The 26,554-nt window shown below is 70.6% G+C and carries 24 protein-coding genes, 1 pseudogene and 1 riboswitch; of the genes and pseudogenes, 19 read left to right on the top strand and 6 right to left on the bottom strand.

Features of this window, described 5'->3' with window-relative positions:
- The first annotated feature begins 188 nt into the window (after positions 1 to 188).
- From ACIRD8_RS24520 to ACIRD8_RS24475, 10 genes are all read left to right on the top strand, one after another.
- A complete protein-coding gene (locus tag ACIRD8_RS24520; RefSeq protein WP_403995326.1) occupies positions 189 to 797 on the top strand; it encodes a CDP-alcohol phosphatidyltransferase family protein in 609 nt (202 codons plus the stop codon).
- Positions 798 to 908: 111 nt separating this feature from the next.
- A complete protein-coding gene (locus ACIRD8_RS24515) occupies positions 909 to 3,404 on the top strand; it encodes a sugar phosphate nucleotidyltransferase (RefSeq protein ID WP_403995323.1) in 2,496 nt (831 codons plus the stop codon).
- A 98-nt stretch (positions 3,405 to 3,502) separates the two neighbouring features.
- The gene (locus ACIRD8_RS24510) at positions 3,503 to 4,423 is read left to right on the top strand and encodes a DUF881 domain-containing protein (RefSeq protein ID WP_403995321.1); all 921 of its coding nucleotides are present in this window, start codon (positions 3,503 to 3,505) and stop codon (positions 4,421 to 4,423) included.
- The gene (locus tag ACIRD8_RS24505) at positions 4,420 to 4,752 is read left to right on the top strand and encodes a small basic family protein (protein WP_003970459.1); all 333 of its coding nucleotides are present in this window, start codon (positions 4,420 to 4,422) and stop codon (positions 4,750 to 4,752) included. The genes ACIRD8_RS24510 and ACIRD8_RS24505 overlap by 4 nt, the downstream gene beginning before the upstream one ends.
- 5 nt (positions 4,753 to 4,757) lie before the next feature.
- On the top strand, positions 4,758 to 5,621 hold the full coding sequence (locus tag ACIRD8_RS24500; RefSeq protein ID WP_403995318.1) for a DUF881 domain-containing protein: 864 nt from the start codon (positions 4,758 to 4,760) through the stop codon (positions 5,619 to 5,621).
- 190 nt (positions 5,622 to 5,811) lie between these two features.
- A complete protein-coding gene (locus ACIRD8_RS24495; protein ID WP_403995315.1) occupies positions 5,812 to 6,570 on the top strand; it encodes an FHA domain-containing protein in 759 nt (252 codons plus the stop codon).
- Positions 6,571 to 6,617: 47 nt separating this feature from the next.
- Positions 6,618 to 7,361, top strand: a complete 744-nt coding sequence (locus ACIRD8_RS24490; RefSeq protein WP_403995312.1) for a MerR family transcriptional regulator — start codon at positions 6,618 to 6,620, stop codon at positions 7,359 to 7,361.
- Between the two features lie 53 nt (positions 7,362 to 7,414).
- Complete coding sequence (locus tag ACIRD8_RS24485) at positions 7,415 to 7,888, top strand: bifunctional nuclease family protein (RefSeq protein ID WP_006123076.1); 474 nt, start codon at positions 7,415 to 7,417, stop codon at positions 7,886 to 7,888.
- A 168-nt stretch (positions 7,889 to 8,056) separates the two neighbouring features.
- Positions 8,057 to 8,674, top strand: a complete 618-nt coding sequence (locus ACIRD8_RS24480) for a MerR family transcriptional regulator (protein WP_383118025.1) — start codon at positions 8,057 to 8,059, stop codon at positions 8,672 to 8,674.
- A gap of 72 nt (positions 8,675 to 8,746) precedes the next feature.
- Complete coding sequence (locus ACIRD8_RS24475; protein ID WP_403995309.1) at positions 8,747 to 10,228, top strand: DNA polymerase IV; 1,482 nt, start codon at positions 8,747 to 8,749, stop codon at positions 10,226 to 10,228.
- Here ACIRD8_RS24475 and ACIRD8_RS24470 read toward each other — a convergent pair.
- On the bottom strand, positions 10,150 to 10,521 hold the full coding sequence (locus ACIRD8_RS24470) for a PRC-barrel domain-containing protein (protein ID WP_403995306.1): 372 nt from the start codon (positions 10,519 to 10,521) through the stop codon (positions 10,150 to 10,152). The two genes, ACIRD8_RS24475 and ACIRD8_RS24470, sit on opposite strands and share 79 nt — an antisense overlap.
- Before the next feature lie 133 nt (positions 10,522 to 10,654).
- A riboswitch (glycine riboswitch) is annotated at positions 10,655 to 10,750 on the top strand.
- 192 nt (positions 10,751 to 10,942) lie between these two features.
- Between ACIRD8_RS24470 and gcvP the strand changes: the two genes are divergently transcribed.
- Positions 10,943 to 13,828 (top strand): aminomethyl-transferring glycine dehydrogenase, encoded by a 2,886-nt coding sequence (gene gcvP / locus ACIRD8_RS24465; protein WP_403995303.1) that lies wholly within the window; start codon positions 10,943 to 10,945, stop codon positions 13,826 to 13,828.
- A gap of 70 nt (positions 13,829 to 13,898) precedes the next feature.
- On the opposite strand, the gene ACIRD8_RS24460 is transcribed toward gcvP, so the two are convergent.
- Together ACIRD8_RS24460 and ACIRD8_RS24455 are read right to left on the bottom strand one after the other, a co-directional pair.
- Positions 13,899 to 14,105: a DUF5999 family protein gene (locus ACIRD8_RS24460; RefSeq protein ID WP_104790521.1), complete on the bottom strand. Its 207-nt coding sequence runs from the start codon at positions 14,103 to 14,105 to the stop codon at positions 13,899 to 13,901.
- Positions 14,106 to 14,395: 290 nt separating this feature from the next.
- The gene (locus tag ACIRD8_RS24455) at positions 14,396 to 15,010 is read right to left on the bottom strand and encodes a hypothetical protein (RefSeq protein WP_403995300.1); all 615 of its coding nucleotides are present in this window, start codon (positions 15,008 to 15,010) and stop codon (positions 14,396 to 14,398) included.
- A 490-nt stretch (positions 15,011 to 15,500) separates the two neighbouring features.
- Between ACIRD8_RS24455 and ACIRD8_RS24450 the strand changes: the two genes are divergently transcribed.
- A complete protein-coding gene (locus ACIRD8_RS24450) occupies positions 15,501 to 17,006 on the top strand; it encodes a glutamate-cysteine ligase family protein (RefSeq protein WP_403995297.1) in 1,506 nt (501 codons plus the stop codon).
- A gap of 95 nt (positions 17,007 to 17,101) precedes the next feature.
- Positions 17,102 to 17,881: a CPBP family intramembrane glutamic endopeptidase gene (locus tag ACIRD8_RS24445; RefSeq protein ID WP_403995294.1), complete on the top strand. Its 780-nt coding sequence runs from the start codon at positions 17,102 to 17,104 to the stop codon at positions 17,879 to 17,881.
- Between the two features lie 56 nt (positions 17,882 to 17,937).
- Here the strand turns inward: ACIRD8_RS24445 and ACIRD8_RS24440 are convergent, their stop codons facing one another.
- A complete protein-coding gene (locus tag ACIRD8_RS24440; RefSeq protein ID WP_403995291.1) occupies positions 17,938 to 18,759 on the bottom strand; it encodes a PhzF family phenazine biosynthesis protein in 822 nt (273 codons plus the stop codon).
- Positions 18,760 to 18,930: 171 nt separating this feature from the next.
- On the opposite strand from ACIRD8_RS24440, the gene ACIRD8_RS24435 reads away from it, so the two are divergent.
- The 4 genes from ACIRD8_RS24435 (at position 18,931) to ACIRD8_RS24420 (ending at position 22,488) form a co-directional block, all read left to right on the top strand.
- The gene (locus tag ACIRD8_RS24435; RefSeq protein WP_403995288.1) at positions 18,931 to 19,530 is read left to right on the top strand and encodes a PadR family transcriptional regulator; all 600 of its coding nucleotides are present in this window, start codon (positions 18,931 to 18,933) and stop codon (positions 19,528 to 19,530) included.
- A gap of 209 nt (positions 19,531 to 19,739) precedes the next feature.
- Positions 19,740 to 20,282, top strand: a complete 543-nt coding sequence (locus tag ACIRD8_RS24430; RefSeq protein ID WP_403995285.1) for a Clp protease N-terminal domain-containing protein — start codon at positions 19,740 to 19,742, stop codon at positions 20,280 to 20,282.
- 67 nt (positions 20,283 to 20,349) lie between these two features.
- Positions 20,350 to 21,375 carry an EamA family transporter gene (locus ACIRD8_RS24425; protein WP_403995282.1) on the top strand — a complete coding sequence of 342 codons (1,026 nt, stop codon included), beginning with the start codon at positions 20,350 to 20,352 and terminating at the stop codon, positions 21,373 to 21,375.
- Between the two features lie 156 nt (positions 21,376 to 21,531).
- Positions 21,532 to 22,488: a DMT family transporter gene (locus tag ACIRD8_RS24420; RefSeq protein WP_403995279.1), complete on the top strand. Its 957-nt coding sequence runs from the start codon at positions 21,532 to 21,534 to the stop codon at positions 22,486 to 22,488.
- A 15-nt stretch (positions 22,489 to 22,503) separates the two neighbouring features.
- Here the strand turns inward: ACIRD8_RS24420 and ACIRD8_RS24415 are convergent, their stop codons facing one another.
- Entirely contained in the window at positions 22,504 to 23,199 is a 696-nt protein-coding gene (locus ACIRD8_RS24415) for a pyridoxamine 5'-phosphate oxidase family protein (protein WP_403995276.1), read from the bottom strand.
- Positions 23,200 to 23,234: 35 nt separating this feature from the next.
- On the opposite strand from ACIRD8_RS24415, the gene ACIRD8_RS24410 reads away from it, so the two are divergent.
- On the top strand, positions 23,235 to 24,566 hold the full coding sequence (locus tag ACIRD8_RS24410; protein ID WP_403995273.1) for an aminotransferase class I/II-fold pyridoxal phosphate-dependent enzyme: 1,332 nt from the start codon (positions 23,235 to 23,237) through the stop codon (positions 24,564 to 24,566).
- Here ACIRD8_RS24410 and ACIRD8_RS24405 read toward each other — a convergent pair.
- Positions 24,553 to 25,555, bottom strand: a pseudogene (locus ACIRD8_RS24405) (DMT family transporter). The gene ACIRD8_RS24410 and the pseudogene ACIRD8_RS24405 sit on opposite strands and share 14 nt — an antisense overlap.
- Before the next feature lie 73 nt (positions 25,556 to 25,628).
- On the opposite strand from ACIRD8_RS24405, the gene ACIRD8_RS24400 reads away from it, so the two are divergent.
- Positions 25,629 to 26,543, top strand: a complete 915-nt coding sequence (locus tag ACIRD8_RS24400) for a LysR family transcriptional regulator (protein ID WP_403995270.1) — start codon at positions 25,629 to 25,631, stop codon at positions 26,541 to 26,543.
- Positions 26,544 to 26,554: the final 11 nt, after the last annotated feature.

Raw genomic sequence — 26,554 nt, 5'->3', positions numbered from 1 at the left:
TACTGCAGGGGGGACCCTGTGGGAGAGTAGGACGCCGCCGAACAATTATTCCGGGAAAGCCCCGTGCCCTTGTGGCACGGGGCTTTTCTGCGTTCCGGACCTTCCCTGGACCCCTGTGCATCGGAGCCCGAGGACTGAGGGTAAGGTCAGGGGGCATCATTGGCACGTTCTTCACAGGAGGCCCCCGGGTGGAGGTCCAGGAGACTCGAGTTCAGACGGACCGAGTACTCACCATCCCCAACATCCTCAGCATGGCCCGCCTCGTCGGCGTACCGCTCTTCCTGTGGCTGATCCTTCGCCCCGTGTTCGGCGGGCCCAACAGTGACGGCTGGGCCCTGCTGGTCCTGATGCTGAGCGGGGTCAGTGACTACCTCGACGGCAAGCTCGCCCGCCGATGGAATCAGATCAGCAAGCTCGGCCGGCTCCTGGACCCGGCCGCCGACCGCCTCTACATTCTTTCCACCCTCGTCGGGCTCACCTGGCGGGAGATCCTGCCGCTCTGGCTGACAGCGGCTCTCCTCGCGCGTGAGCTGATGCTCCTCGTCATGGTGGGAATCCTGCGCAGGCACGGCTATCCGCCGCCCCAGGTGAACTTCCTGGGGAAAGCTGCAACATTCAACCTGATGTACGCCTTCCCCTTGTTGCTGCTCAGCGACGGAAGTGGTTGGCTTGCTTCGCTGGGCACCATTTTCGGATGGGCGTTCGCTGGGTGGGGTACAACCCTCTACTGGTGGGCAGGGATCCTCTACGTGGTCCAGGTCCGCCGTCTGGTCAAGGCGGATGAAGTAGCCGATTAGCTCGTCGATGTGGAGCCGTGCAGAGTCGCCGGCCCGCACCGGATGCAGTTGTGGTGCCCCGACGGGTGAAGTCGGCTAGACCGTCGTCTCTTCAAGGAGGACGTTTCCGACATGAAGGCCGTCGTGATGGCAGGCGGTGAAGGCACCCGCCTTCGCCCCATGACCTCAAGCATGCCCAAGCCGCTCCTGCCCGTGGCCAACCGCCCGATCATGGAGCATGTGCTGAGGCTGCTCAAACGGCATGGGCTCAACGAGACAGTCGTTACCGTCCAGTTCCTCGCCTCTCTCGTCAAGAATTACTTCGGCGACGGCGAAGAGCTCGGAATGGAGCTCAGCTATGCCAACGAGGAGAAGCCACTCGGTACCGCGGGAAGCGTGAAGAACGCCGAGGAAGCCCTGAAGGACGACACCTTCCTGGTGATTTCCGGCGACGCCCTCACCGACTTCGACCTCACGGACCTCATCGCATTCCACAAGGAGAAGGGCGCACTCGTCACGGTGTGTCTCACCCGGGTTCCGAATCCTCTTGAATTCGGGATCACGATTGTGGACGAAGACGGCAAAGTGGAGCGATTCCTGGAGAAGCCGACCTGGGGGCAGGTCTTCTCGGACACGGTGAACACGGGTATCTACGTGATGGAGCCCGAGGTCTTCGACTACGTCCAGGCCGATACCTCCGTGGACTGGTCCGGTGATGTCTTCCCGCAGCTCATGAAGGAAGGCAAGCTCATCTGCGGCTACATCGCGGAGGGCTACTGGGAGGACGTCGGCACGCACGAAAGCTATGTGAAGGCCCAGGCCGATGTGCTGGAGCGCAAGGTCGACGTGGAGCTGGACGGCTTCGAGATCTCGCCCGGTGTGTGGGTGGCGGAAGGCGCGGACGTCCATCCCGACGCGGTACTGCGGGGACCGCTGTACATCGGCGACTACGCCAAGATCGAGGCCGGTGCCGAGATCCGCGAGCACACCGTCATCGGATCCAACGTCGTCGTGAAATCGGGCGCGTTCCTGCACCGCGCGGTCGTGCACGACAACGTGTTCATCGGCGAGCACAGCAATCTGCGCGGCTGTGTGATCGGCAAGAACACCGACATCATGCGGGCCTCACGCATCGAGGACGGCGCCGTGATCGGCGACGAGTGCCTGGTCGGTGAAGAATCGATCATTCAGGGCAACGTCCGGGTCTACCCGTTCAAGACCATCGAGGCCGGTGCCTTCGTCAACACCTCGGTGATCTGGGAGTCGCGCGGACAGGCGCACCTCTTCGGCGCCCGCGGTGTCTCCGGGATCCTGAACGTCGAGATCACCCCTGAGCTGGCAGTCAGGCTCGCCGGCGCGTACGCGACGACCCTCAAGAAGGGTGCGACCGTAACGACCGCCCGTGACCACTCCCGTGGTGCACGCGCCCTGAAGAGAGCGGTCATCTCGGCCCTTCAGGCCAGTGCCATCGATGTCCGCGACCTGGAGAACGTGCCGTTGCCGGTCGCCCGCCAGCAGACCGCGCGGGGCAGCGCCGGCGGCATCATGATCCGTACGTCCCCGGGGGTGCCCGACTCGGTCGACATCATGTTCTTCGACGAGCGGGGAGCGGACCTCTCCCAGGCACGTCAGAAGAAGCTGGACCGCGTCTACGCCCGTCAGGAATTCCGCCGGGCCTTCCCCGGCGAGATCGGCGACCTCCACTTCCCGTCGAGCGTCTTCGACTCCTACACCGGCTCCCTGCTCCGCAACGTCGACACGAGTGGAATCGCAGACGCGGGCCTCAAGGTCGTCGTGGACGCCTCCAACGGCAGTGCAGGGCTCGTTCTGCCGAGCCTTCTCGGGCGCCTGGGCGTCGACGCGCTGACGATCAACCCGGGACTCGACGAGTCCCGCCCCACCGAGTCCGCCGAGTCCAGGCGGGCCGGCCTTGTGCGCCTCGGCGAGATCGTGTCGTCCGCACAGGCCGCCTTCGGCGTACGGTTCGATCCCGTCGGTGAACGGCTGTCGCTCGTGGACGAGCGGGGCCGCATCATCGAGGACGACCGGGCCCTGCTGGTCATGCTGGACCTCGTGGCCGCGGAGCGGAGGAGCGGGAGGGTCGCTCTGCCGGTGACGACGACCCGCGTCGCCGAACAGGTGGCGGCGTACCACGGCACGCAGGTGGAGTGGACGACGACCTCGCCCGACGACCTGACCAGGGTGGGCCGCGAGGACACCACGATCTTCGGTGGCGACGGCCGCGGCGGGTTCATCATCCCCGAGTTCAGCAGCGTCTTCGACGGTGCGGCGGCCTTCGTCAGGCTCATCGGCCTGGTGGCCAGGACACAGCTCACCCTCAGCCAGATCGACGCCCGGATCCCGCGCGCCCATGTGCTGCGCAGGGACCTCGCCACTCCGTGGGCGGTCAAGGGGCTCGTCATGCGCCGGGTCGTGGAGGCCGCGGGGGAGCGCAGTGTGGACACCACCGACGGAGTCCGCGTGGTCGAGACGGACGGCCGCTGGGTGATGGTGCTGCCCGACCGCGCCGAAGCGGTCACGCACCTCTGGGCCGAGGGCCCCGACGACGCCTCCGCCCAGGCGCTGCTCGACGAATGGGCGGCGGTCGTGGACAGCGCGGGCGACTGAGCAGGTGAGCCGTCGGTCCGGAAGCCGGGTACTGCGGCTTCCGGACCATCGGTGGGGCCATTCGGCGGCAGCAGGCATGACGTGCGACGATGTGCGGCATGTCGCAGCCGCCCCCCGATCGGAGTAGCGCCCCTCCGCGTCCTCGCCCCGACGCGTCGATGTCGCTGCTGACCACCGTGATGGAACACAGCCTCGACGAGGGGTACGCCGAGGCCTCGGCGCGTCGCCGGGCCGAGGGCAGCGACGGGATGCCGCGCACGCTGAAGGCGAAGCTGGGCCTCGCCGCCGGCCTGGTACTGGCGGCCCTCGTGGTCACGCTCGGTGCCGCGGAGGCACAGGTCGCGGCTCCGGTCGTGGCCAAGGAGCGCGAGGAACTCATCGATCGGGTGAACGCCGAGACCTCCACGGCGGACACGCTCGAGGCGGACGTCGAGAAGCTGCGCAAGGACGTCGGCGAGAGGCAGCGCAAGGCGCTCCAGGAGCACGGCGGGGACCAGGGCGGCCTGGTGGCGCTGCTGTCCGGGGCCACCGCTGTCGAAGGCCCCGGCATCAAGCTGGTCGTGGACGACGCCGAGGACACCGACCAGGGCGGCGGCGGACCCCGTGAGTCGACCGGCTTCGCCGACACCGGCCGCGTACGCGACCGGGACATGCAGCGCGTGGTCAACGGCCTGTGGCAGTCGGGTGCCGAGGCGGTCGCCATCAACGGGCAGCGGCTGACGGCCCTCTCGGCGATCCGCGCGGCGGGTGACGCCATACTGGTCGACAACAGGCCGCTCGTGCCGCCGTACACGGTGCTGGCGGTGGGGGACGGCAAGAAGCTCGCCGACGCCTTCCAGGACAGTGCGGACGGCCAGTATCTTCAGGCGCTGCACGAGAGCTTCGACATCCGCACCAGCATCTCCGAGCAGGAGAAGGTGCGCCTTCCGGCCGCGCCCAGCCTGATCGTACGTACAGCAGAGCCTCAGGCCGCAGACACGGGCAGTGGTGCGGCAGACACAGGGAAGGGCACATCGTGATCGCCGTACTGGGCCTCGTCGTGGGAGTCGTGGTCGGACTGTTGGTCCGGCCCGAAGTGCCGGCGGTGGTCGAGCCCTATCTGCCGATCGCGGTGGTGGCCGCGCTCGACGCCGTCTTCGGCGGCCTGCGGGCCATGCTCGACGGAATCTTCGTGGACAAGGTCTTCGTGGTGTCGTTCCTGTCGAACGTCGTGGTGGCCGCGCTGATCGTCTTCCTCGGCGACAAGCTGGGCGTCGGGGCCCAGCTCTCCACCGGTGTGGTGGTCGTGCTCGGCATCCGTATCTTCTCCAACGCCGCGGCCATCCGCCGGCACGTCTTCCGGGCGTGAGGCCGATGAACGACGAACAGAACCCGGGCGACGCACAGCAGCCGGGCAACGAACAGAGGCCCGGCAGCGGTCGTCACTCCGGTGCGCTCCCGGCCGAGGCGCCCGTGCCCGATGCCGCGCCGCCCCCGCCGGCCAGGTCCGAGGAGGAGGTCTCCGGCCGTCAGCGCCTGCTGGCGGGCCTCTGGCCGCCCAGGGTGAGCAGGGCCCAACTGATCGTGGCGCTCCTGCTGTTCGTCCTCGGTCTGGGCCTGGCGATCCAGGTCAGGTCGAACAGCGACAACAGCGCCCTCCGCGGGGCCCGCCAGGAGGACCTGGTCCGCATCCTCGACGAGCTCGACAACCGCACTCAGCGCCTGGAGGACGAGAAGCAGCGCCTCGACGACCAGCGCACGGAGCTGGAGAACAGCTCCGACCAGGCGGAGGAGGCCCGTAAGCAGACGCTCGAGAAGGAGCGGCAGCTCGGTATCCTGGCGGGCACCGTCGCCGCGCACGGCCCCGGCATCACTCTGACCATCAGTGACCCGGCGGGCGCGGTCGAGGCCGACATGCTGCTCGACACCATCCAGGAGCTGCGCGCGGCGGGCGCCGAGGCCATCGAGATCAACGGCGTGCGGGTGGTGGCGAACACATACTTCTCCGGCGACGGGGGAGAGTTGAGAGTCGACAGCCGGAAGATCGAGGCCCCGTACGAGTTCAAGGTCATCGGCAAGCCGCAGGACCTGGAGCCGGCGCTGAACATCCCCGGTGGCGTGGTGCAGACGCTCGAGAAGGAGCAGGCCACGGCCGAGGTGACGCGTGCCGACGACATCGTCGTGGACGCCTTGCGACCGGCGAAGCAGCCTGATTACGCTCGGTCGTCGTCCCGGTGAGGGGGCGCCGCGCGGGGCTCTCAGGAGACGGGCGTCAGGTTGCGGGGGGTCGGCGCAACGGATCGGTGACGCGTGGTGGAAACTGTCGGGTGGATACGGACGTTGTGAAGATGTCCGGGTCGGCAGGTGTGTTCATTCAGGGTTCGTCCTGCCCCACGGGCGGGTCTATTTCGGTCAAGGGGAAACGCCCGTGAAGTTGTTTGCGAAGTTGTTCGGAAAGAGCGCCCGCGAGGACAGCAACAGCGCTGCCCGCCACCGCGCTCCACGTCAGGGCGCCGAGGAGCAGGGCTCGGAGCGCCCGCTCTTCCGCGACGAGGTCGAGGGAGCCGCCGGTGGGTCCGGCGCGTCGTCCGTTGACCCCGGAGGTGCAGGGCGCATAGGTTTCGGGGAACCAACGACCCCCGCTCCGGAGGGCTCGTCCATGCCGGTTTGTACGAGGTGCGGGCATCGCAACGCCGAGGCCAGCCGTTTCTGTTCCAACTGCGGCGCGCCGCTGAGGGGCGGAGTGCCCGAGCGCGCCTCCGAGACGACCTCGACGATCTCGATCTCCGGTATCGAGGCGTACGAGGCCGAGGCGACGGGCCAGACGGCCGTTCCCTCGCTCTCGCCGGAGGCCCAGGCGGCGGTCGACGCCCTGCCTGCGGGTTCCGCGCTGCTGGTGGTGCGACGCGGTCCGAACTCCGGCAGCCGCTTCCTGCTCGACGGTGACCTCACGACGGCCGGCCGTCACCCGCAGAGCGACATCTTCCTCGACGACGTGACCGTGTCGCGGCGTCATGTGGAGTTCCGCAGGAGTCCGGACGGTAGTTTCACCGTGGGCGACGTCGGCAGCCTCAACGGCACCTACGTCAACCGCGAGCGCATCGATTCCGTCGCGCTGACCAACGGCGACGAAGTCCAGATCGGAAAGTACCGGCTGGTCTTCTACGCGAGCCAGCGGGGCGTGTGACCCTCCCCCGGACTTCTCCGTCCGGGGGGACACCCCCAGGAAGGCCCATGCTGCGAACACCGACAGGCGGTGCCGGCCACGGCACCGCCGCCGCGGGCGAGCGCGCGATGAGCATCGGCACGGTGCTTCTGCAGCTGCGCGACGAGTTTCCCGAAGTCACCATCTCCAAGATCCGCTTCCTGGAGACGGAGGGGCTCATCGAGCCCCAGCGGACGCCGTCGGGCTACCGGAAGTTCAGCCCCGCCGACGTCGAGCGGCTGGCGCAGGTGCTGCGCATGCAGCGGGACCACTACCTGCCGCTCAAGGTCATCCGTGAGCACCTGGAGGCCCTGGCGCGGGGCGAGCAGGTGGCTCTGCCGTCCGGTGGCGCTCAGGGCGATCCTGCCGACGCCCTGCGGGACCAGGACCTGGGGCAGGCCACTGCCTCCCGTCTCGGACGCGCCGAGCTCCTGGCAGCCACCGAGGCCAGCGAGGAGCAGCTCGACGAGTGGGAGGCGTACGGGCTGATCGTGCCCGCCGCCGGCGGGAGCTACGACGCCGAGGCGGTGACCGTGGCGCGGCTGGTGGCGGATCTGGGCAGATTCGGTCTGGAACCTCGGCACCTGCGGGCCGTCAGAGCGGCCGCTGAACGCGAGGCCGGGCTGGTCGAGCAGGTGGTGGCACCCCTGCGACGGCACCGGAATCCGCAGACCAGAGCCCATGCGGAGGCCACTGCGAAGGAGCTCGCGGACCTCTCCGTCAGGCTCCATGCCGCGCTCGTGCAGACCGCCCTGAAGGCAAGCTTCCACTGAGGGCGGAGGAGCCCGACTATCCAAACATGGCGGGCACGTCCTAGGGTTGCTGTGTGAACGAGCTCGACGTTGTGGGTGTCCGGGTGGAAATGCCCTCCAACCAACCGATCGTGCTCCTGCGTGAAGTGGGAGGCGACCGGTACCTCCCTATTTGGATCGGCCCTGGGGAAGCGACCGCGATCGCCTTCGCCCAGCAGGGCATGGCTCCGGCCAGGCCGCTGACCCATGATCTCTTCAAGGATGTGCTCGAGGCCGTGGGCCAGGAGCTCACCGAGGTCCGCATCACGGACCTGCGGGAAGGGGTCTTCTACGCGGAGCTGGTCTTTGCCAGCGGGGTCGAGGTGAGCGCGCGGCCGTCCGACGCCATAGCGCTCGCCCTGCGCACCGGCACGCCGATCTACGGCAGTGACGGGGTGCTGGACGACGCGGGTATCGCCATCCCTGACGAGCAGGAGGACGAGGTGGAGAAGTTCCGCGAGTTCCTCGACCAGATCTCGCCGGAGGACTTCGGGACCAACAGCCAGTAGACCGTCCGCGGAGGCGGTGTCAGCGCATCCGACAAGCCGTTCCCGGAAATCAGTCACGGGAAACCACCCTCAGGGTGATTATCACTCGGCGTGCCGAGTGTGGCGATCGTTGACGCACCCCTGGTGACTGCCTACCTTCGAGGTGGCAGGTCAAGGACGGAGGTCGGCGTGAGAAGCAGCGGCGACGGTACGGCTGCGGGTGGGCCGTACCGGCAGCACGGCAGTGCGGCCGACCACTCCATCAGACAGCCGGTTCAGCCGGCGGTGGTGGCAGCGGACGGTGTGGCAGTGGCAGGGGACATCGGCTATCGGGGGCCGACGGCGTGCGCAGCGGCCGGGATCACCTACCGACAGCTCGACTACTGGGCGCGTACGGGACTCGTGGAGCCGAGCGTACGTCCGGCGTACGGGTCGGGGACACAGCGTCTCTACAGTTTCCGTGACGTGGTCCTCCTCAAGATCGTCAAGCGGTTCCTGGACACGGGTGTCGCTCTGCAGAACATCCGGACCACCGTGCAGCACCTCAGAGCCCGCGGATTCACGGATCTGGAGCGGATGACCCTGATGAGTGACGGGGCGACGGTCTACGAGTGCTCCTCGCCCGACGAGGTCGTGAATCTGCTCCAGGGCGGCCAGGGCGTCTTCGGGATCGCCGTCGGTGTCGTGTGGCGGGACGTCGACGCGGCGCTCTCCCAGCTCCACGGAGAGCGTGTCGACACCGGGGAGACCCTGATCGGTCACAACCCCGCCGACGAACTGGCGCGGCGGCGTAATCGCGCGGGCTGAGTCACCGGGGTACGGCGCGACGCGTGCGCGGGGCGGGGCGGTTGTCAGTGGCGTAGGGCAGCATCGGTCCTTGTGAGAGCCGCGCCCACCATCCTGCATCTGGACATGGATGCCTTCTACGCCTCTGCGGAGCAGGCGGCGAAGCCGAGCCTGCGCGGCAAACCGGTGGTGGTCGGCGGGCTGGGGATGCGCGGCGTGGTCGCCACCGCGTCGTACGAGGCGCGGCGTCTCGGAGTGCATTCGGCGATGCCGATGGCACAGGCGCGGCGGCTCGCGCCCAACGCGGCGTATCTCGTCCCGCGCTTCGCGCTCTACCGGACGGTGAGCGACCAGGTGATGGAGCTGCTCGGACGGCTGTCACCACTCGTCGAGCCGCTCAGCCTCGACGAGGCCTTCGTCGACCTGGAAGCCGGCGGCGTCGCCGACGACTCGGCGTCCGCGCGCGCGATCGGCGGGCAGCTGCGCACGGTCATCAGAGGCGTCACCGGACTCAGCGGTTCCGTCGGTCTCGCCGGTTCCAAGATGCTGGCCAAGATCGCCTCCGAGGAGGCGAAACCGGACGGTCTGCTGCTGATCGAGCCCGGCACCGAGCGTGAGCTCCTGGCCCCCATGTCCGTGCGCATCCTCCCGGGAGTGGGGCCCGCGACCGGCGACCATCTCCGGCGGGCCGGCATGACCCTCGTCAGTCACCTCGCGGAGGCGGGCGAGGCGGAGCTCGTGCGGCTGCTGGGCAAGGCGCACGGCGTCGCGCTCCACCGCATGGCGCAGGGCTTCGACGACCGCCCCGTCGTCGCCGAGAGGGACGCCAAGTCCGTGTCGGTCGAGGACACCTTCGACGTGGACCTGCACGACCGGGTGCGCGTCAGGGCGGAGGTGGAGCGGCTCGCGGACCGGTGCGTGCAGCGGCTGCGGGGTGCCGGCCGGTCCGGGCGGACCGTCGTCCTCAAGGTGCGCCGCTACGACTTCTCGACGCTCACCAGGTCCGAGACGCTGCGCGGCCCCACCGACGACCCCACGGTGGTCAGGGAGGCCGCTGCGCGGCTTCTGGAGGCCGTGGACACGACCGGCGGGGTCCGGCTGCTCGGAGTCGGTGTCACGGGGCTGGCGGACTTCACACAGGAGGATCTCTTCGCGCAGGCCGCCGATGCGGCGGAGCACGCCGCCGCGGAGCACGCTGCCGGGGAATCGCCCGGCCCCGCGGCCCCGGACGAGCAGCAGGAGCGCACCGTGGACGAGCAGGCCGGGGAGGACGCCCGGGACAGCGAGGAGCAACTGGCCTCGCGGCGCTGGCCGGCCGGACACGACGTACGCCACGAGGTCCACGGCCACGGCTGGGTGCAGGGCAGCGGTGTCGGCCGGGTCACCGTGCGCTTCGAGGAACCGTGGACGCCGCCCGGCCGGGTGCGCACCTTCCGTGTCGACGATCCGCAGCTGCGGCCTGCCGAGCCGCTGCGCCTGGTGCGGGACCCGGTGGACTACTCCTCGTGGCCGGCGAGCCTGCCGAAGTCCCTGTCGGGAGCCGGGCCGGGAGAGGGGGAGGCGTCCAGTCCGTAATGGCGGTAGAGCTGCAGTTCCTGCTCGGGAGAGAGATGGCGGCCCACGCCGAAGTCCGGCGCGTCCTTGATCAGGGCCCGCTCGAAGGGGATCACGAGCGCGCCGTCGACGACCTCGCTCGGCTCCAGCGGGACGAAGGCGTCCCTGGTGAAGAGACCGGTGCGTACGGCGGCCCACTCGGGGACCCCGGTGGCGTCGTCGAGATAGACCTCGTCCACCGTTCCGATCTTGGCACCTTGACGGTCGAAGGCCTTGCGGCCGATCAGGCTGCGCGGATCGATGTCGGTCTGCACGGTGCCTCCCACTGGTCACGACGGCATCAGGTGGTCGCGGCTGCTCCACAGGCTCTACGAAAGGCCAGATCCGGGCAGTCGGCCACTCGAGACGGCCCGCCCCGACCCCGCTGGTAGGCTGGGACACGGCTGCTGACCCTGTGCGGGAGAGTCCTCCGGAGCGATCCGGAGGCGCCGAAGGAGCAACTCCTCCCCGGAATCTCTCAGGCCCCCGTACCGCACGGACGAGGTCACTCTGGAAAGCAGGGCGGATCCGTGCGGCACATGCCGCGGCGGGTACCACCCTCACCGACGGTGAAAGCCGGTACGCCCCAGGGCGTCCCGGTGAAGCTCTCAGGTCGAGATGACAGATGGGGAGGCCGTTCGGGCAGCCACGCCGTGGCGCCCCTCGCAGGTCGTCACAGACCAGGAGGCCTCCACCATGACCCCCCGTCGCACTCCGCTCTCCCAGCTGGAGCAGGGCATTCCGTTCGAGCAGCGCCACATCGGTCCCGATGCCGGGGCCCAGGCGAAGATGCTCGCCCAGGTCGGCTACGGCTCCCTCGACGAGCTCACCGCCGCCGCGGTGCCCGACGTGATCAGGAGTGCCGAGGCGCTGAACCTCCCCGAGGCCCGCACCGAGGCGGAGGTCCTGGCCGAGCTGCGCAGCCTCGCCGACCGTAACCAGGTGCTCGCACCGATGATCGGGCTCGGCTACTACGGCACGTTCACCCCTCCGGTGATCCTGCGCAACGTCATGGAGAACCCCGCCTGGTACACGGCCTACACGCCGTACCAGCCCGAGATCTCCCAGGGGCGGCTCGAGGCCCTCCTGAACTTCCAGACGATGGTCGCCGACCTCACCGGCCTGCCGACCTCGGGCGCCTCGCTCCTCGACGAGGGCACGGCCGCCGCCGAGGCCATGGCGCTCGCACGGCGGGTCGGCAAGGTCAAGGGCGGCGTCTTCCTGGTCGACGCCGACACCCTGCCGCAGACCGTCGCGGTGATCGAGACCCGCGCCGAGCCGACCGGTGTCGAGGTCGTCGTCGCCGACCTCACCGACGGCATCCCCGCGGAGATCGCCGGACGCGGTGTCTTCGGTGTGCTGCTCCAGTACCCGGGCGCCTCCGGCGCCGTGCGCGACATCAAGCCCGTCATCGAGCAGGCGCACGAACTGGGCGCCATCGTGTCCGTCGCCGCCGACCTGCTGGCCCTGACGCTGCTCACCTCGCCCGGCGAGCTGGGCGCGGACATCGCCGTGGGCACCACCCAGCGCTTCGGAGTCCCGATGGGCTTCGGCGGACCGCACGCCGGCTTCATGGCCGTACGCGAGAAGTTCGCCCGCAGCCTGCCCGGCCGCCTCGTCGGAGTCTCCGTCGACGCGGACGGCGACAAGGCCTACCGGCTGGCCCTGCAGACCCGCGAGCAGCACATCCGCCGCGAGAAGGCCACCAGCAACATCTGCACCGCCCAGGTGCTGCTCGCCGTCATGGCCGGCATGTACGCCGTCTACCACGGCCCCGAGGGGCTGCGGACGATCGCCCGGCGCACCCACCGGTACGCCGCCATCCTGGCCGAGGGGCTGCGGGCCGCGGGTACCGAGGTCGTGCACGACGCGTACTTCGACACCCTGACCGTCCGTGTTCCGGGCGGTGCCGCCGACGTGGTCGCCGCCGCACGTGAGCGCGGTGTGAACCTCCGTCTCGTCGACGCCGACCATGTCTCCGTCGCCTGCGACGAGACGACCACCCGCACCCGGATCGCCGCCGTCTGGGCGGCCTTCGGGGCCGGCGGCGACATCGACGCCCTGGACGCCGACACGGCCGACGCACTGCCCGGGGGACTCCTCCGCAGCGACACCGTCCTCACGCACCCGGTCTTCCACCAGCACCGCTCCGAGACCGCGATGCTGCGCTACCTGCGCAAGCTCGCCGACCGCGACTATGCGTTGGACCGCGGCATGATCCCGCTCGGCTCCTGCACCATGAAGCTCAACGCGACCGCCGAGATGGAGGCGATCACCTGGCCCGAGTTCGGCGCGCTGCACCCCTTCGCGCCGGCCGAGCAGGCGCAGGGCTTCCTCACCCTCATCCGTGAGCTGGAGGAGCGCCTCGCCGAGGTCACCGGCTACGACGCCGTGTCCATCCAGCCCAACGCCGGCTCCCAGGGCGAGTTCGCCGGCCTGCTGGCCGTACGGGCGTACCACCGGGCCAACGGCGACGACCAGCGCACCGTCTGCCTGATCCCGTCGTCCGCGCACGGCACCAACGCCGCGAGCGCCGTGATGGCCGGCATGAAGGTCGTCGTGGTGAAGACCGCCGACGACGGCGAGGTCGACATAGAGGATCTCCGGGCCAAGATCGCGGCCCACCGCGACGAGCTCGCCGTCCTCATGATCACCTACCCCTCCACGCACGGCGTCTTCGAGGAGCACGTCGCCGACATCTGCGGCGAGGTGCACGACGCCGGCGGCCAGGTCTACGTGGACGGCGCCAACCTCAACGCGCTGGTCGGTCTCGCCAAGCCCGGCCACTTCGGCGGCGACGTCTCCCACCTGAACCTGCACAAGACCTTCTGCATCCCGCACGGTGGCGGCGGCCCCGGTGTGGGACCGGTCGGGGTGCGCGCCCACCTGGCGCCGTACCTCCCCAACCACCCCCTCCAGCCCGCGGCCGGCCCGGAGACCGGTGTCGGCCCGATCTCGGCCGCTCCCTGGGGCTCCGCCGGCATCCTGCCGATCTCATGGGCGTACGTACGTCTCATGGGGGGCGAGGGCCTGAAGCGTGCGACGCAGGTCGCCGTACTCGCGGCCAACTACATCGCCAAGCGCCTCGAACCGCACTTCCCGGTCCTCTACAACGGCCCGGCCGGTCTGGTCGCGCACGAGTGCATCGTGGACCTGCGGCCGATCTCCAAGGCGACCGGCGTCAGCATCGACGACATCGCCAAGCGGCTGATCGACTACGGCTTCCACTCGCCGACCATGTCCTTCCCGGTGGCCGGGACGCTCATGATCGAGCCGACGGAGAGCGAGGACCTGGCCGAGCTCGACCGGTTCTGCGACACGATGATCGCCATCCGCGGCGAGATCGACAAGGTCGCCTCCGGTGAGTGGAGCGCGGACGACAACCCGCTGCGCAACGCCCCGCACACGGCCGCGGCGCTCGGTGGCGAGTGGAACCACGGCTACACCCGTGAAGAGGCGGTCTTCCCGGCCGGTGTGACGCCTTCCGACAAGTACTGGCCGCCGGTGCGCCGGATCGACGGTGCGTTCGGTGACCGCAACCTGGTCTGCTCCTGCCCGCCGCTGGACGCGTACGACCAGTAGGCACGCGGACACGCGTCGGGGCCGGTGCGGAGACTTCTCCGGGCCGGCCCCCGTGTTCCGTACGCCGCGGTCAGGCGGCCTTCATCACCTGGCCGCTCCTGAGTGGACGGTGCGGGGCGATGATCTGCCCGTCCGGGAGCAGCTCACCGGTGTCCTCGAAGAGCAGGACGCCGTTGCACAACAGGCTCCAGCCCTGTTCCGGGTGGTGGGCCGTCAGGCGTGCGGCTTCCCGGTCGTTGGAGTCGGCGGTCGGGCAGGGTGGCTGGTGCTGGCACATGGGTGGGTTCTTTCGCTGCGTCGATTCGAGTGTCCTGCGGCTGGACGAGGTGTTCATGGCCGCCCCCGTATCAAGTCGGTCCGGTCCCAGTGTTGCCCTACGGGCGTCTCTCCGCAGGGATTTCGCGGCAGCTGCTGTTCTCCTCCCATGACGCGTCACCCGGCCGGACGGTTCGATCCAACTGGGCTGTCCGTTCGGATGGTTCGGGGTGACCTGACCGGACTAGTCCGGACGGGTACGGGCGCGCCCCCGCCGAGCAGCTCGGCAGGGGCGCGTGTGCGGAGAGGGTGTCAGGCGGGCGACCCGAGGAGGCCGGGGAGTTCCGGAAGGTCCGGGAGGGGCGCCGGGGTGACACGCAGTGTCATGACCGGGAGCAGATCCGCGACCCGGTGCGGACGGTGGGCCGTGATGCCCGGCGGAGCGGGTGCCAGCGGCACCAGCACATCGGTCGGGGCGAGTGCGCCGCCGCCCGCGTCGGCCTCGATGTCGTGGTGCAGCCACAGCGTGAACATGTACAGCTCAGGTACCGACAGCAGACGCGGCTGGTAGTGCGTCGTCGTCGACTCCGCCTGTCGTACGGCGAGTTCCGTGGAGACGATGTACGGCCCCTCGAAGAAGTGCGAGAAGGTCCAGCCGTCGGCGGTGAGCATGGTGTCCGCGGCGGCGACGGCGCGCTCACCGCTGCGGATCAGGAAGCGCCAGCCGGCGAGACGGGTGCGCGGTGCGGCGTCGTTCGGCACGATCCGGTCCAGTACGTGGACCGGGAGCGGGAGTTCGGGGCTCAGAGATCCCTGGACGGACCGGAGAGCGGGCGTATGGGCCTCGCGGACTGCGGTGGGAGAACCGAGTGCCGCGAGAACGCTGCGCAGGGCTGGCGCTGGGGCCGGGGAAACATGCAGCGGCATAGTGGGTCGCCTCTCACTTCGGAGACACGGTGGAGCGTGGGCGGGTGCAGACGGCGCTGTCGGCGTGCGGGCCAGAGGAAGGCCGGTGACGGGCGGACGGGCCGGTGCGTCAACTCTCTGCCTCGTCCGCAGAGTTTATACGACAAATGTTCACACGGTGTTTCGGCTACCCGTCCCGCATATTGCGCGCAAGGGGGATCTCGGCCTTTGTATTGTGCGGTTTCTGTGGATTCGGACTGCTTCCCACCCGCACTGCCAGGTGTTTTCCCGATGCGGCGGTAGGCTGAAACTCATCCGTGTTTCCACCGTGCAGGTCAACCGGGCAAACTGCATATGCCCCATGCCTTCGGAATGTGCCTCCGGCTTCAGTCACCAGACTACTGGGTGCCCGTCGGCCGTGTGGGCGTTACGGATCATCTCGGCGGGGCATTATCGATCGTGATACGAGCGGCCTGTGCCGCGGGCCGCCCACTCGAGGAGGGACCCTTCGATGGGCGAGAAGGTCGTGGCGGGTGCCTTTGCCGCGTCCGATCGGCAGGCGTACCGCGAGAAGCTCACCCAGTGCCTGGCGGGACTGGAGAGGCTCCTGTCGGAGCGGAGGTTCGATCGCCCCAGGAATCTCATGGGGCTGGAGATCGAGCTGAATCTCGCCGGGGCGGACGGCATGCCGAGGATGCGGAATGCGGAGGTGCTCCAGCGCATCGCCAGCCGGGATTTTCAGACGGAACTGGGGATGTTCAACCTGGAAGTAAACATTCTTCCCCACCGGCTGAGCGGCCGGGTTTTCGATCAGCTGGCCGAGGAGTTGCGTACGGGGCTCGCCTATGCGCACCGGAAGGCCGCGGAGGTCGACGCCGGGATCGTGATGATCGGCATCCTGCCGACCCTCGGCCGGGACGACGTGGTTTCGGCGAACCTGTCCGACGTCGACCGCTACACGCTCCTGAACGACCAAATGGCGGCAGCGCGCGGCGAGGAATTCGTCCTCGATATCGAGGGCGTCGAGCGATTGGTCTCGACCTCTGCCTCGATCGCCCCCGAATCGGCCTGCACATCGGTCCAGTTGCACCTGCAGGTGACGCCGGACCGATTCTCGGACGTCTGGAACGCGGCCCAGGCCATCGCCTCCGTGCAGATCGCCCTCGGGGCCAACTCGCCCTTCCTGTTCGGCAAGGAGCTGTGGCGCGAGTCGAGGCCCCCGCTGTTCCAGCAGGCCACGGACGTGCGGCCGCCCGAACTCCGGAATCAGGGGGTGCGCCCCAGGACCTGGTTCGGGGAGCGCTGGATCGGTTCGGCGTACGAACTCTTCGAGGAGAACGTGCGCTACTACCCACCGCTGCTGCCGATCTGCGACGAGGAGGATCCGCTGCGGGTCCTCGATGCGGGGGGCGTGCCGAACCTGGCCGAACTCGTCCTGCACAACGGCACGGTCTACCGGTGGAACCGCCCGGTGTACGGGCTGGCCGACGGCGTGCCCCATCTCAGGGTGGAGAACCGGGTCCTGCCCGCCGGCCCCACGGTCATCGATGTGATCGCCAACGCGGCCTTCTACTACGGACTGGTGCGCGCGCTCGCCGACGAGTCCCGGCCGGTGTGGAGCAAGCTGCCCTTCGAAGCGGCGGCCGAGAACTTCGACGCCGCCTGCCGCCACGGGATCGACGCCGAGCTGCTCTGGCCACGCCCCGGACGCTCCGGGGGCGTGGCGAAGGTGCCCGCCGTCAAGCTCGTACGGGACGAACTGCTGCCGCTCGCGGCCGCCGGGCTCGACGCCTGGAACATCGAGCCCTCGGACCGCGACCGCTACCTCGGCGTCATCGAGGAGCGCTGCAGGCTCCGCGCCAACGGAGCGTCCTGGCAGGTCGACACGTACCACCGCGCCCTGGAGGCGGGCCTCGAACGGGAGGGTGCGCTCGCGGCGACGACCCGGCGCTACGGGGAGCTGATGCAGGTGGGTGAGCCCGTGCACACCTGGCCCATCGGCTTTCCCGCCCCCTGAGGAGGACGCCTCCCGGTGTCCCGCCGCCCCGGCCCCGTCGGGCAAGCTATGACGACGTACGGCTGACGGCAGGAGTACAGGTGGAGGCGGGGCGCGTGGCTGAATCCATTCCTCACGAGGGGGTGTCCCGGCGGATCCTCGGGTCGGAAACCCTGCTCGTGCTGGCTCTCTCACTCGGGGCCAGTGGGGTCTCCGCCCTGATCAGCTTCATCGGGTCGCTGACGAAGCCGGGGGGCCTCAAGGACCAGGCGGCGACGCTGAACGGGTCGTACGCCCCCGGGCGGCCGTGGCTGGACCTGGCCTGGCAGCTGTTCGGCATCGCCTCGGCCCTGGTGCCGGTCGCGCTGGTGGCCCATCTGCTGATCCGGGAGAAGGCCGGTCTGCGGACCCTCGGCCTCGACCGCACCAGGCCCGGGACGGACCTGGGCCGGGGCGCACTGGTCGCGGCGGGGATCGGCAGCGCGGGGCTGGCGTTCTACCTGGTGGCCCGGGCCGCGGGGTTCAACCTCACGGTGGTCCCGGAGTCGCTGCCCGAGGTGTGGTGGAAGTTCCCCGTACTGATCCTCTCCGCGGTGCAGAACTCCCTCGTGGAGGAGGTCATCGTCGTCGGCTATCTGCTGCGCCGGCTGGGGCAGCTGGGATGGACGCCGATGGCCGCCCTGGTGGCGAGTTCCGTGCTGCGCGGCTCCTACCACCTGTACCAGGGGATCGGCGGTTTCGTCGGGAACATGGTCATGGGCGTCGTCTTCGTGCTGCTGTACAGGCGATGGGGGCGGGTCGGGCCGCTGGTCGTCGCGCACGCCCTGCTCGACATCGGGGCGTTCGTGGGTTACGCGCTGCTCGCGGGGAAGGTGGGCTGGCTGCCCACTCCCTGAGTGGCCTCGTGAGCCGATCCCGCCCCGTGAGCGGCCGGCCCGGCCCCCCCCAGCGCTCAGAGTCCGGCGAGCAGCTCCCCGTCGATCACCGTGACGGCGCCGCCGGTCAGCAGCGTGCGCTCACCGCGCAGCGAGGTGCGGACCAGGCCCGGGCGGGCTGAGGCCTGGAGGCCGACGAGGTCGTCGCGGCCGAACCTGGCCGACCAGAACGGCGCCAGGGCGGTGTGGGCGCTGCCGGTCACCGGGTCCTCGTCGATGCCGACCGCGGGGAAGAAGCCGCGCGAGACGAAGTCGTATCCGCCCGCGGGGTCCTCGGCCGCCGCCGTGGCGATGACACCCCGCCGGGAGCGGGAGGCGAGTGCCGGGAAGTCCGGCCTCAGAGCCCGTACGGCCGCTTCGTCGGCCAGCTCCACAAGGAGGTCGCCGACGTGCTCCCCCGTGTCATGAACGGAGACAGGTGACGCGCCGAGCGCGTCACCGAGCCCGGGCGGAGCCGTCGCGGGCGTCAGCGGTGCTGTCGGGAAGTCCAGCGTCAGGGAGCCGTCCTCGTGGGCGGTGGTGCGCAGGATGCCGGAGCGGGTGGTGTGGCGCACCGTGCCGCTCGCGACCCCCGTCGTGTGCAGCACATGGGCGGTGGCCAGTGTCGCGTGCCCGCAGAGATCGACCTCGGTGACGGGGGTGAACCAGCGCAGCGCCCAGTCGGCCTCACCGCCCGGCGGCAGGGGGTGCGCGAAGGCCGTCTCCGAGAGGTTGACCTCGGAGGCGATGCGCTGGAGGTGGTCCGCTGCGGGGAAGGCCCCGGAGTCCAGGATCACGACTCCGGCGGGGTTGCCGGCGAAGGGGCGGTCGGTGAACGCGTCGACGATGCGGATCTTCATGCAGCCGACGGTAGGCGGGGCCGTTCCGTGGGGTCCAAGGCCAATCGCGGATGCGCGGCCCGCTGGCAGTTCATCAGGGGCTTGTCATCCGATAGCTTCCGATATATCGTTGAGGCATCGCGACCGTTCAAAGAAGAGTCGCGTGACCACAATGATGAGAGGAGCGCAGTCATGCGTTCACATGGAGACGACCACGGATACGGCCCCGGGCGCCGAGGCGCCGGCAGGGGAGACTTCGGAGGCGGCCGCGCCGCGTTCGGTCCGTTCGGACCGCCCTTCGGCGGCGGACCCTTCGGCGGCGGACGCGGTGGCCGGGGAGGCGGCCGGGGGAGGGCCAGGCGCGGCGACGTACGCGCGTCCATCCTCGCGCTGCTCAAGGACCGCTCGATGCACGGTTACGAGATGATCCAGGAGATCGGCGAGCGCAGTGGAGGGGCCTGGAAGCCCAGCCCCGGCTCGGTGTACCCCACCCTCCAGCTGCTGGAGGACGAGGGGCTGATCAGCAGCGCCAGTGAGGGTGGCAAGAAGCTCTTCACCCTCACCGACCTGGGGCGCAGCGAGGCCGAATCCGGCCCCGAGGCTCCCTGGGAAGAGGCGGGGCGCGGTGTCGACTGGGAGGGCGTGAACGAGATCCGGCAGGCCGGTTTCGGTCTGATGGAGGCGTTCGGCCAGGTCTGGAAGACCGGTTCGGCCGACCAGCGGGAGAAGGCCCTCACGGTGATCAACGACGCCCGTAAGAAGCTGTACCTGATCCTCGCCGACGAGCACTGAGCCGTGCTGCACACGCAGGCGGAGAAGGGCCCCCTCGTGGGGCCCTTCTTCTTTTCGCCGTGCACTCCGCCGGCGATCGGCGCGGTGCCGTCCTGGCGCGATCTCATCCCCAAGGATGAGGAAGCTCCCGCCGGCCCCCGACTTTCGCGGGATGGCGGATGGGTCGTGCCGGGGATGTCCTCGCCTCCCGGGACTGATGGGGTGGAGAGGTGCACATCCGTACGTCAGGGATCCCCGGACAGGCCGCACCGAACCACCCGTGGGCCGGTGCCGGGCTGAGCCCCGCGATGACCGGAGTGGTGACGGGCGCGCGCAGGCGGGCGGTGCGCGACGGCGACCGTCATGTCGACACGGCCCACCTCCTGCACTCCCTCGTCGAGTCCGACCCGGAGGTCCGGGACGCCTTCGACGGCGGGCCGCAGCTGGCCAGGGTGCTCGGATACCTCGTACAGCGGAGCATCGGATACGGCCTCCGCTGGCAGGGGACGCAGGAGGACTCGGGAGCGTTCCCCGCCGTACGGGAGCCCGCGGGCGAAGGGTGGTCGCCCTCGGCGGCAGCGGCCATGGACCGCGCCGCCCACCGTGCGCTCCTGCGCGGGGAGCTCCACGCCGACGGCCTCGACCTGCTGGTGGCGCTGGTCGCGGATCCCCGGTGCCGTGCCGTCGAGGTGCTGGAGCGGGCCGGGGTCGCCGTCGAGGCGCTTCACGGCCGCGCCGCGGACCGGGCGGCCATGGAGGACCCCCAGGGGTGATCATGAACACGCGGCGGACAGGTGTGACGGGGGTGACGCTGCTGACGCCTGCTGCCATGATGTGCCGATGCACGCGACTCAGGGGAGAAGTGCCGGTCTGGGCCTGGCCCTTGCCTCGGCCTTCGCATTCGGCGGTTCAGGGGTGGCGGCCAAGCCGCTGATCGAGGCGGGGCTCGACCCGCTGCACGTGGTGTGGCTGCGGGTGACCGGCGCCGCGCTCGTCATGCTGCCGGTCGCCTGGCGGCACCGGAACCTGGTACGGGAACGGCCCGTCCTGCTGGCCGGGTTCGGGCTCTTCGCCGTGGCCGGGGTGCAGGCCTTCTACTTCGCCTCGCTCTCGCGCATCCCGGTCGGGGTCGCGCTCCTCATCGAGTACTTCGCGCCCGCACTCGTCCTCGGCTGGGTGCGGTTTGTGCAGCGCAGGCCCGTCACCCGCGCCGCCGCGGCCGGTGTCGTGCTGGCGGTCGGCGGACTCGCCTGCGTCGTCGAGGTGTGGGCCGGACTGAGCTTCGACGTGATCGGGCTGCTCCTCGCCCTCGGCGCGGCGTGCTGCCAGGTCGGCTACTTCGTCCTGTCGGACCAGGGCTCCGGCCACGGGCACACGGCGGACGCCGAACCTCCGCACCCCGTGGGCGTGATCGCGTACGGACTGCTGGCGGGAGCGGCCGTACTCACCGTGGTGGCCGGCCCCTGGGCCATGGACTGGGCGGTCCTCGGCGGGAGCGCGGAGATGGACGGGCACGACGTCCCCGCCTGGCTGCTGCTCGGCTGGATCGTGCTGATCGCGACCGTGCTCGCCTACGCCACCGGTGTGGTGTCGGTACGGCTGCTCTCGCCCGCGGTCGCGGGCGTCGTCGCCTGTCTCGAGGCGGTCATCGCGACCGTGCTCGCCTGGGTGCTGCTGGGCGAGCACCTCTCGCCGCCGCAGCTCGTGGGTGGCGGGGTGGTGCTGCTCGGCGCCCTGATCGCGCAGTCGTCCGCGCCCAAGCCGCCGTCGGGTCCGGTGGCTTCTGGCCCGGGTGCGCCGGCCGCGGAGGCACACGATGCGACCGCCACCGGAGGCGAGTTGTTCCGGCCTCCGGCCTCACCGTAAGGTGTCGATCATGCCGCAGACCGTACTTCCGCCTCCCGCCGCCTAGCGCGAGGCGGCCACTCCGGACGAAGACCGGGCTCGGGTACGCCCCGAGCGGTTCGTCGCTGCCCGCGCGCGGAGCCGAGCGACCACCACCCCCTTCTTCTGGAGAGTCACGTGTCCCACCCTGTTTCCGGCCTGCCCGTCGGGCGGAGCCTCGTCTACCTCGTCGTCGCGGGCCTTGCCTGGGGTACGGCGGGCGCCGCCGCCTCCCTGCTCTTCCGGATCAGCGATCTCGGGCCTCTCGCCCTGTCGTTCTGGCGCTGTGCCGGTGGCCTCGTCCTGCTGGCCGGGGCGCTCGCGCTGCGCCCCCGGCGCCCCCGCACCCCCACCGAGCCGCGCCGTCGCCGGCTGCTGCGCATCCTGGGGACCGGCATCGGTCTCACCGTGTTCCAGAGCGCGTACTTCGCGGCGGTCGAGGCGACCGGACTCGCCGTCGGCACCGTGGTCACCCTGGGCGCGGGGCCCGTCCTCATCGCGGTCGGCGCGCGGCTGACCATGGGCGAGCGGCTGGGCAGGGGCGGGCTCGCCGCCGTAACCGGCGCGCTCGTCGGCCTCGCCGTGCTGGTGCTCGGCGGTGAACCGGCCGAAGTGCGGCCCACCGGACTGCTGCTGGCCCTGCTGTCCGCCGCGGGGTACGCGGCGATCACGCTGCTGACCCGGTGGCTCGGCCGGGACGGCGCGGCCGGCGACTCCCTCTCCACCAGCGCGTGGGCCTTCGGCATCGGCGCCCTCGGGCTGCTGCCCATGGCGGCGGCCGAGGGCCTCGTACCGCACACCGTCGAGACGGGCCACGTGCTGTGGCTGCTCGTCTATGTGGCGGCGGTGCCGACCGCGCTCGCCTACGCGCTGTACTTCGCGGGCGCCGCGGTGGTCCGCTCGGCGACCGTGTCCGTGATCATGCTCCTCGAACCGGTGAGCGCCGCGGTCATCGCGGTGACCGTCCTGCGGGAGCGGCTCACCGCGGCCACGGTCATCGGCACGCTGCTCCTGCTGACCGCCGTGGCGGGCCTGGCGCTGGCCGAGACGCGCGGCGCGGCGGTCGCCCGCCGCCGGGCAGCCGTGGCGGCCTGACCCACCGAGGCTGCGTCAGAGCGCGGTGAGGTAGTCCGGCACCTGGATCGAGGGGTCCAGGTCGTCGGACGGCACCGGCGCCGCGTATCCGCGCGTCACCGGGACCACGCCCGCCCAGTACGGCAGCGAGAGGTCGTCGGGGTCGTCGTTCGGGCCGCCGGTACGGATCTTGGCGGAGACCTCGTCGAGGTCCAGGCGGATCACCGCGGTCGCGGCGAGCTCCTTCGCGTCGGCGGGCCGGGAGTCCTTCGACCTGCCCGGTACGACCTGGTCGACGATCGCGTCGAGCGCGATGCGGCGCTCCTCCGGATCGGTCACCGTCCGGGCGGTGCCGTGGACCACCACGGAGCGGTAGTTCATCGAGTGGTGGAAGGCGGAACGGGCCAGCACCAGGCCGTCCACATGCGTCACCGTCAGGCAGACGGAGAGTCCCGGATCCGCCGCGCGCGTGGCGCGCAGCGGGCGCGATCCGGTCGAGCCGTGCACGTACAGCCGCCGGCCGACGCGGCCGAAGAGCGTCGGGAGGACGACCGGCGCGCCGTCACGGACGAAGCCCAGATGACAGAGGTAGGCCGCGTCGAGTATCGAGTGGACCGTGGCTTCGTCGTACGAGGCACGTTCCTTCGCACGCGTCGGGACCGTGCGCTCCGTCGGCTCGTAGGCGGCGGCCTCGGGGAGGCCGGTGCTGTCGGTCGTGACGGTGTCCGGCATTGCGTACTCCATTGCACTAGTGCATAATCATGTTTGTGCTAGGAGAGTATCGGATCGGTGGGCGGCGTGCATCCGAGATCGCCGCGAGTGTGGAGCGAGGTGTCGCATCGGGCGATCTCGCGCCGGGTCATGTGCTGCCGCCCATGCGGGAGTTGGCGACTGCGCTGGGCGTCAATCCGAATACGGTGGCCGCGGCCTACCGGACCCTCCGTGAGCGCGGAGTGATCGAGACGGCGGGACGGCGGGGGAGCCGGGTCCGGCCGCGGCCCGCGAGCACCGCGCGTGGCTCGCTCCGGGTGGACGCGCCTCCGGGCGTGCGTGACCTGGGCGACGGCAACCCTGATCGCGCCCTGCTGCCGGCCCTCGGGGAGGCGCTGGTGGCGGCCGCCGAGGCGTACGCCACGGAACCCCGCCTCTACGGGGACGCGGCCGTGGCCCCCCGGCTCGCGGAGCTCGCACGCTCCGGGCTGGACGCCGACGGCGTGCCCGCGGGTCCGGTCGCGGTCACCTCCGGATCCCTCGACGCGATCGAGCGTGTGCTCACCGCGCACCTCAAGCCCGGTGACGCCGTGGCCGTCGAGGACCCCGGGTGGGGCGCCCTGCTCGACCTCGTCCCGGCGCTCGGGATGCACGTCGTCCCGGTGGCCCTGGACGAGGAGGGACCGCTGCCGGATGAGGTGGAGCGAGCCCTCCGGGCGGGCGCGAGAGCCCTGGTGGTCACCGACCGGGCGCAGAACCCGACCGGCGCGACGGTGGGCAGCCGGAGGGCCGCGGAGCTGCGGTCCGTGCTCGCCGGCCACCCCGAGGTGCTCCTGATCGAGGACGACCACGGCCATGCCATCGTCGACCTGCCCGTGCACCCCCTCGCGGGCGTGACGGAGCGCTGGGCCTTCGTGCGGTCCGTCTCCAAGGCGTACGGACCCGATCTGCGGCTCGCCGTGCTCACCGGCGACGGCCTCACCGTGGACCGGGTGACCGGGCGCCAACGGCTGGGCCCCGGATGGGTCAGCGGTCTGCTGCAGTGGACCGTGGCGCACCTGTGGGAGACGGGCGCCGTCGACACCGTGGTGGTTTCCCGCTCCTACGGGGAGCGCCGGGACGCGCTCGTGCGGGCGCTGGGGGAACGGGGGATCACGGCGTACGGGCGGACCGGGATGAACGTGTGGGTGCCCGTGAGCGACGAGACCGGGGCGGTGGCCAGGCTGCTGCACTCGGGGTGGGCCGTGGCCCCGGGGGCGCGGTTCCGGATGACCTCGCCGCAGGGGGTCCGGGTGACCGTCTCGACGCTGTCCGCCGCCGACATCGGGCCACTGGCCGACGCGGTGGCGGCAGCGGTGCCGCCCGCCCGGCCGGTCAGCTACGGCTGAGGCGCCTCGCGCGTCCGGCACGGCGGGGGAGGGCGCCCGCGGAACTCCGGGCCCGGCTCTGTGTGAGGGCGGCGCCCGCGAGGACCACCAGGGCGCCCACCGGGGTGTTCCAGCTCAACTCCTCGCCGAGCAGGGTCACTCCGGCGGCCGTGGCGATCACCGGGATGAAGTAGGTGACCATCTGGGCCGTCGTGGGGCCGACCTCCTCGACGAGGCCGTACTGGAGGAGGACGGCGAGTCCCGTGCCGAGCGCCCCCAGGGCGATCACGGCGAGCGTGGGCAGCAGGGGGAAGTGCGCTGGGGCCGAGGTGAACACCGGTACGACCAGGCCGAGTTGCACGGTGCCCAGGGAAGAGCTGGCTGCCGGTCAGCGCGAGCGTGGAGGAGCCGGTGCCCGCCAGGGTGCGACGGACGTAGATCCAGCCGACCGGATAGCTGAGCGAGGCGAGCAGGGCCATCGCCGTGCCGGTCACGTCCAGCCCCGAGAATCCCTGCCAGGCCCCCAGCACCGTCAGTACGCCGATGAATCCCAGGCCGAGCCCGGCGACGCGGCGGCGGGTGGGGCGGTCCTCGGAGAGTGCGACCAGGGAGAGCGCCATGCCCCACAGGGGTGAGGTCGCGTTGCAGATCCCCGCGAGTGTGGACGGGATGGTCAGCTCGGCGTACGCGAACAGCGAGAACGGCAGCGCGTTGAGGAGGAACGCGGCGACGAAGAGGTGACCCCAGGTCCGGCCGGAGCAGGGGAGCCGCTCGCGGCGTACGGCCATCGCGACGGCGAGGACCGCCGTGCCCGACAGCAGCCTCCCGAAGGTCACCTGGAACGGGGCGTAACCGTCGGTGCCGACCTTGATCAGCAGGAAGCTGAACCCCCAGATGAGCGACAGCGCCGCGAAGCGGACGCGCCAGTCCAGGGTCCGTCGCCCCGCCGGGGACGCGGGCGCGGACGTGGTGGAGGGAGGCCGGGTTCTCGGTGCGGCGGGTGCGCTCATGCGTCAACCATGCCGAGTAGAACCGCGTAGGACAAGTGAGACTTCATTGACCGCTTGGCGTAGCATTGCTTACATGTTGAATCTGGAGCGCTTGCGGACGCTGGACGCCCTGGCACGGCACGGCTCGGTGAGTGGCGCGGCCGACGGCCTGCACGTCACCACCTCCGCCGTCTCCCAGCAGATGTCCAAACTGGAACGCGAGGTGGGCCAGCAGCTCCTGGCCAAGAACGGACGCGGGATCCGTCTCACCGACGCGGGGCGGCTGCTCGCGGACCACGCCGCGAAGATCCTTTCGCAGGTGGAGGTCGCCCAGTCCGACATCGAGGCCCAGCGGGGACAGGTGGTGGGCGAGGTCCGGCTCGCCGCCTTCCCGACGGCCGCCAGGGGGCTGTTCCCCGCCGCCCTCACCGCACTTCGCGCGGACCACCCCGAACTCAGGCTGCGTACGACGGAGCTGGAGCCGGAGAGCGGAATCCGTGCGGTGCTCCGGGGCGATGCCGATCTCGCCGTGGTGCTCGACTGGAGCAACAAGCGCCTGCCGGTTCCCGGGGGTCTGGCCAAGGCGGAGCTCCTCGACGACGCGCCGGACATCGCGATGCCCGCCGGCCATCCGCTCGCAGCCCGTACGGAGGTGGACATCGAGGACTTCGCCGACGACGACTGGGTGTCCTGGCCGGAGGGCGAATTCTGTTACGACTGGCTGATGTTCACGCTGCGGTCCAAGGGCATCGAGCCCCGGATCGCACACCTCGCGGGTGAGCACCACACCCAACTCGCGCTGATCGCCGCGGGTTTCGGCGTCTGTGTGGCGCCCAGGCTGGGAAGGGGGCCGGTGCCGAACGGGGTGAGTCTGGTGCCCGTACGGCAGCCCATGCGACGTCATGTCCACGCGGTATGGCGCGCGGACGCGGACCGGAGGCCGTCGATCAGGGCCGCCGTGGAGGCCTTGCGCTCCGCCGGCCGGGCACTGCACGCGCCGGTACCCTGAGCCGGCCCCTC

Origin of the sequence: Streptomyces sp. NPDC102451, assembly GCF_044765485.1 — a bacterium.
Lineage (GTDB): Bacteria > Actinomycetota > Actinomycetes > Streptomycetales > Streptomycetaceae > Streptomyces.
This window is presented reverse-complemented; position numbering and strand designations above follow the sequence as displayed.

Excerpts from the sequence above, each read along its gene's own strand:
- ACIRD8_RS24515 (WP_403995323.1), top strand. The coding sequence starts at position 909 with ATGAAGGCCGTCGTGATGGCAGGCGGTGAAGGCACCCGCCTTCGCCCC.
- ACIRD8_RS24510 (WP_403995321.1), top strand. The coding sequence starts at position 3,503 with ATGTCGCAGCCGCCCCCCGATCGGAGTAGCGCCCCTCCGCGTCCTCGC.
- ACIRD8_RS24500 (WP_403995318.1), top strand. The coding sequence starts at position 4,758 with ATGAACGACGAACAGAACCCGGGCGACGCACAGCAGCCGGGCAACGAA.
- ACIRD8_RS24490 (WP_403995312.1), top strand. The coding sequence starts at position 6,618 with ATGCTGCGAACACCGACAGGCGGTGCCGGCCACGGCACCGCCGCCGCG.
- gcvP (WP_403995303.1), top strand. The coding sequence starts at position 10,943 with ATGACCCCCCGTCGCACTCCGCTCTCCCAGCTGGAGCAGGGCATTCCG.
- ACIRD8_RS24460 (WP_104790521.1), bottom strand. The coding sequence starts at position 14,105 with ATGTGCCAGCACCAGCCACCCTGCCCGACCGCCGACTCCAACGACCGG.
- ACIRD8_RS24455 (WP_403995300.1), bottom strand. The coding sequence starts at position 15,010 with ATGCCGCTGCATGTTTCCCCGGCCCCAGCGCCAGCCCTGCGCAGCGTT.
- ACIRD8_RS24450 (WP_403995297.1), top strand. The coding sequence starts at position 15,501 with ATGGGCGAGAAGGTCGTGGCGGGTGCCTTTGCCGCGTCCGATCGGCAG.
- ACIRD8_RS24440 (WP_403995291.1), bottom strand. The coding sequence starts at position 18,759 with ATGAAGATCCGCATCGTCGACGCGTTCACCGACCGCCCCTTCGCCGGC.
- ACIRD8_RS24435 (WP_403995288.1), top strand. The coding sequence starts at position 18,931 with ATGCGTTCACATGGAGACGACCACGGATACGGCCCCGGGCGCCGAGGC.
- ACIRD8_RS24425 (WP_403995282.1), top strand. The coding sequence starts at position 20,350 with ATGCACGCGACTCAGGGGAGAAGTGCCGGTCTGGGCCTGGCCCTTGCC.
- ACIRD8_RS24415 (WP_403995276.1), bottom strand. The coding sequence starts at position 23,199 with ATGCCGGACACCGTCACGACCGACAGCACCGGCCTCCCCGAGGCCGCC.
- ACIRD8_RS24400 (WP_403995270.1), top strand. The coding sequence starts at position 25,629 with ATGTTGAATCTGGAGCGCTTGCGGACGCTGGACGCCCTGGCACGGCAC.